Source organism: Brevundimonas sp. UBA7534, assembly GCF_002479325.1.
In the GTDB taxonomy this organism is placed as follows: Bacteria; Pseudomonadota; Alphaproteobacteria; order Caulobacterales; family Caulobacteraceae; genus Brevundimonas.
The window spans coordinates 611-4320 of sequence record NZ_DLMO01000178.1 but is presented as its reverse complement, the minus strand read 5'-3'; the positions used below and the strand labels follow the sequence as shown (position 1 = coordinate 4320).

Sequence of the window (3710 nt, the reverse complement as noted above, 5' to 3'; positions counted from 1 at the left end):
CAGTCCGAATAGGGGTGCTGACGCTCCACCTCCTGGAAATAGTCCACCGCGTCGGCCCAGCGGTGCTGCTGCAGGCGTTGGTAACCGGTGTTGTAGAGCGCCTCGACCGGGCGCTCCTCATAGGCCAGCCTGGGCCGAGCCTTGCCCGCGCAGCCCGAGATCGTCATCGCCGCGAGCGCGGCGGCCATCAGCACCAGGCCGGAACGAAACTTGGAAGCGAGCAAGGACGACCTCATGACCAGCGCAAGGCGCGCACCCCGGCGGCCTGTGGAACAACGCGGCGATCTCTAGCACCCGTGACCGAGACGCGCCATGCCGACAAAAACGCCGTCCACGACTTGCCCCGCCCGGTCTCGCTGGTAAAGAGCGCGCCAACCGACCTTCGTCATTGGGGGGCGGATGACGGCGAAAGGATGACCGGCCGATGAAGCTGCTCTCTGGCAACTCCAACCGCGCGCTTTCCCAGGCCATCGCCGACCACCTGGACGCCCCCCTGACCAAGGCCCAGGTCAAGCGGTTCGCGGACAACGAAGTCTTCGCCGTCATCGAGGAGAACGTCCGCGGCGAGGATGTCTTCATTCTGCAGTCGACCAGCTATCCGGCCAATGACAACCTGATGGAACTGCTGATCATGACCGATGCGCTGGTGCGCGCCTCGGCCCGGCGCATCACGGCGGTCATGCCCTATTTCGGCTACGCCCGGCAGGATCGGAAGACCGGCGGCCGCACCCCGATCTCGGCCAAGCTCGTGGCCAATCTGATCACCCGCGCCGGCGCCGACCGCGTGCTGACGATGGATCTGCACGCCGGGCAGATTCAGGGCTTCTTCGACATTCCGACCGACAATCTGGTCGGNNTGGTCGCCACGCCGGTCCTGGCCCAGGACATCAAGGAGAACTATCCGCGCGGCGACGACCTGATGATCGTGTCTCCCGACGTCGGCGGCGTGGTGCGCGCGCGCGCGCTCGCCAGCCGTCTGGACGCCGACCTGGCCATTGTCGACAAACGCCGGCCCAAGGCGGGCGAGAGCGAGGTCATGAACATCATCGGCGATGTCGAGGGCCGCCGCTGCATCCTGTTCGACGACATCGTCGATTCGGGCGGCACTCTGGTGAACGCAGCCAAGGCGCTGATCGAACAGGGCGCGACCGAAGTATCGGCCTACATCAGCCACGGCGTCCTGTCGGGCCCGGCCGTGCAGCGCATCACCGACGGCCCCCTGAAGGAACTGGTCATCACCAACTCCATCGAGCAGCCCCACGAAGTTTTGAACTGCAAGAAAATCCGTGCGGTTTCCGTGGCTCCGCTGATCGGTGAAGCTATCCGTCGGATCGCAAACGAGGAATCGGTGTCCAAACTGTTCGATTAACCTTCGAACAACCACTTTTTGCGCGTTATAAGACTTCCGTAACCCTGACGTTCCCCCGCGTCCCCGTGTATCTGGAAGCTTAGCCGATGACCCAGCGTTTCGTGAGCCGCGGCCTGACCCTCGCCGCCCTCGCCGCCGTCTCCGTTCTCGCCGCCTGCGAAAGCGGTCCGTCGAAGGCCGAACTGGAAGCCCAACGCCTGGCCGCCGAGGCCGCCGCTCGGCAACCGCCGCCCATCGCGCTGAACGATGGCGTGGCCCAAGCCGCCTCGATCTACGTCGCCTATCTGCGCGAGGCCGAGACCATCCAGCCGGGCGGTTTCGACAGCGCCGAGGCCATCCAGTCGGCGATCCGCAAGGGCGTGGCCTACGACCCGGCCCAGCTGTCGCGCGGCCTGATCGCCTATGGCGCCATCCTGGCGCTGCAATCGCCGGAATTCGTCGCCGGCGTGCGCCAGTATGCGATCGACCCGGTCCAGCGCCAGCAGATCGTGGCCCAGATCGTGGCCGACCCCGCCTACGCCGCCACCTTCCCCGGCGCAGACGCCGCCGCGGGCCTCATCACCGACGCCATCGGCAAGGACGCCTTGGCGGTGCGCGTGATCGGCGAAGCGATCGAACAGGACGCCTATACGATTCAGGAGCGCACCGATCCGCGTCGCCGCTGGGCCACGGTGCACATCCAAAACCGCGAGGAGCGGCTGGAAGGGGCCAAGACCCTGTCGGCGGCGCAGATGCTGCCGTCGGCCGAGGACTCCGCGCGGCTGCTGACCGCCGCCTCGGCCGGATCCGGCCTGGGCGTCACCCCTTCGCGCAAGGCGCCGCCCTATACGCCCGCGGTGACCCGTTCGCTGGCCATCGCCGCCATGGCCGCCCTGGGCGCCGCCGGGGACGAGGCGCGCGCCAACACCGAAGCGCTGACGGTGGAGACGAACAATGAGTTCTGCCTGAACATGTCCAAGCTGATGCTGTACCAGTGCCTGGCGGCTTCGCGCCCCAGCTACGAGGACATGTTCTGCCTGGGCCGCCACGTGGTTCGCGACGTAGCCAGTTGCACCACCACCGCCGTCCTGTCGCCGATCATCACCGTGGGCGACCCCCAGGAAACGGGCGCAACGCCGGCGGCCAGCGCGGCCCAGTCCGCCGTGGCCGTCACCCCCGTCCAGACCCCGGCCCCCTCCAACTGAGGCGGGGCCGGCGTCGGACCGGCGTCAGTCGCGCAGCAGTTCGTTGACGCCGGTCTTGGCACGCGTCTGGGCGTCGACCCGCTTGACGATGACGGCGCAATAGAGCGACGGCCCGCCCTTCGGGTCGGGCAGGCTGCCCGGAACCACGACCGAATAGGCCGGCACCTCTCCACGGAACACCTCGCCGGTGGCGCGGTCGACGATCTTGGTCGAGGCCGACAGATAGACGCCCATGGCCAGGACCGCGCCCTCGCGCACGATCACGCCCTCGGCCACCTCTGCGCGGGCGCCGATGAAGCAGCCGTCCTCGATGATGGTTGGGTTGGCCTGGAGCGGCTCCAGGACGCCGCCGATGCCGGCGCCGCCCGAAAGGTGCACGTTCTTGCCGATCTGGGCGCAGGAGCCGACCGTGGCCCAGGCGTCAACCATCGAGCCCTCGTCCACATAGGCGCCGATGTTCACGAAGGAGGGCATCAGCACCACGTTGCGGCCGATGAAGGCGCCTTGGCGCACGATGGCGCCGGGGACCGAGCGGAAGCCGGCGGCCTGATAGTCCGCCGCCGCCCAGTCGCCGAACTTGTTGGGCACCTTGTCCCAGAAGGGCCCGACGCCGGGCGCGCCGGAGAAGGAGCCCAGGCTGGCCGCGCCATGGTCGCCCGCGCGCATGATGCGGTTCTCGTTGAGACGGAAGGACAGCAGCACCGCCTTCTTCAGCCACTGGTGCGTGGTCCAGACGCCGTCGGCGCCGCGCGAGGCGACGCGGGCCTGACCCGCGTCCAGCAAAGCCAGGGCGCTGTCCACGGCGTCGCGCACCTCGCCGTGGGTGGCGGGCGAGACGTCGGCCCGGTCGTCCCAGGCGGACTCGATGACGGTTTCCAGATGCGACAGGTTGGTCATGCGGCGTCCTTGAAGGTCAGGTCGGAAAGGAAATCCAGCAGGTCGGGCGCCTGGTGATCGATGTGGTCGCCGAGCGGTTTGCCGCGCCCGTCGCCGATCAGCACCGTGGCCATGCCCAGCGCCTTGGCCGGCTCCAGGGCCAGCGAGAAGATCGCCGGGGGCGCGAACGAGGCCAAGATCAGAATCAGCACCAGACGGAAGATCATCATCGCCATCAGCACGAAGCAGGCGAAGAAGATCACCAGCGCGACGGAAGAGCG

The 3710-nt window shown here is 68.0% G+C and carries 4 protein-coding genes and 1 pseudogene; 2 read left to right on the top strand and 3 right to left on the bottom strand.

Features of this window, described 5'->3' with window-relative positions; all coding sequences use genetic code 11:
• Nucleotides 1–236 (bottom strand): annotated as a pseudogene (locus tag B2U11_RS14895) (outer membrane protein assembly factor BamD); the annotation flags it as partial.
• Between the two features lie 188 nt (nucleotides 237–424).
• Between B2U11_RS14895 and B2U11_RS14890 the strand changes: the two are divergent.
• Nucleotides 425–1369, top strand: a complete 945-nt coding sequence (locus B2U11_RS14890; protein WP_292072900.1) for a ribose-phosphate pyrophosphokinase — start codon at nucleotides 425–427, stop codon at nucleotides 1367–1369.
• Nucleotides 1370–1455: 86 nt separating this feature from the next.
• The gene (locus B2U11_RS14885) at nucleotides 1456–2553 is read left to right on the top strand and encodes a hypothetical protein (protein ID WP_292072898.1); all 1098 of its coding nucleotides are present in this window, start codon (nucleotides 1456–1458) and stop codon (nucleotides 2551–2553) included.
• A gap of 24 nt (nucleotides 2554–2577) precedes the next feature.
• Here B2U11_RS14885 and dapD read toward each other — a convergent pair whose 3' ends face one another.
• Nucleotides 2578–3450: a 2,3,4,5-tetrahydropyridine-2,6-dicarboxylate N-succinyltransferase gene (gene dapD, locus B2U11_RS14880; protein WP_292072897.1), complete on the bottom strand. Its 873-nt coding sequence runs from the start codon at nucleotides 3448–3450 to the stop codon at nucleotides 2578–2580.
• The gene (locus B2U11_RS14875; protein WP_292072896.1) at nucleotides 3447–3692 is read right to left on the bottom strand and encodes a hypothetical protein; all 246 of its coding nucleotides are present in this window, start codon (nucleotides 3690–3692) and stop codon (nucleotides 3447–3449) included. The genes dapD and B2U11_RS14875 overlap by 4 nt, the downstream gene beginning before the upstream one ends.
• Nucleotides 3693–3710 lie beyond the last annotated feature (18 nt).

Excerpts from the sequence above, each read along its gene's own strand:
- B2U11_RS14885 (WP_292072898.1), top strand. The coding sequence starts at position 1,456 with ATGACCCAGCGTTTCGTGAGCCGCGGCCTGACCCTCGCCGCCCTCGCC.
- dapD (WP_292072897.1), bottom strand. The coding sequence starts at position 3,450 with ATGACCAACCTGTCGCATCTGGAAACCGTCATCGAGTCCGCCTGGGAC.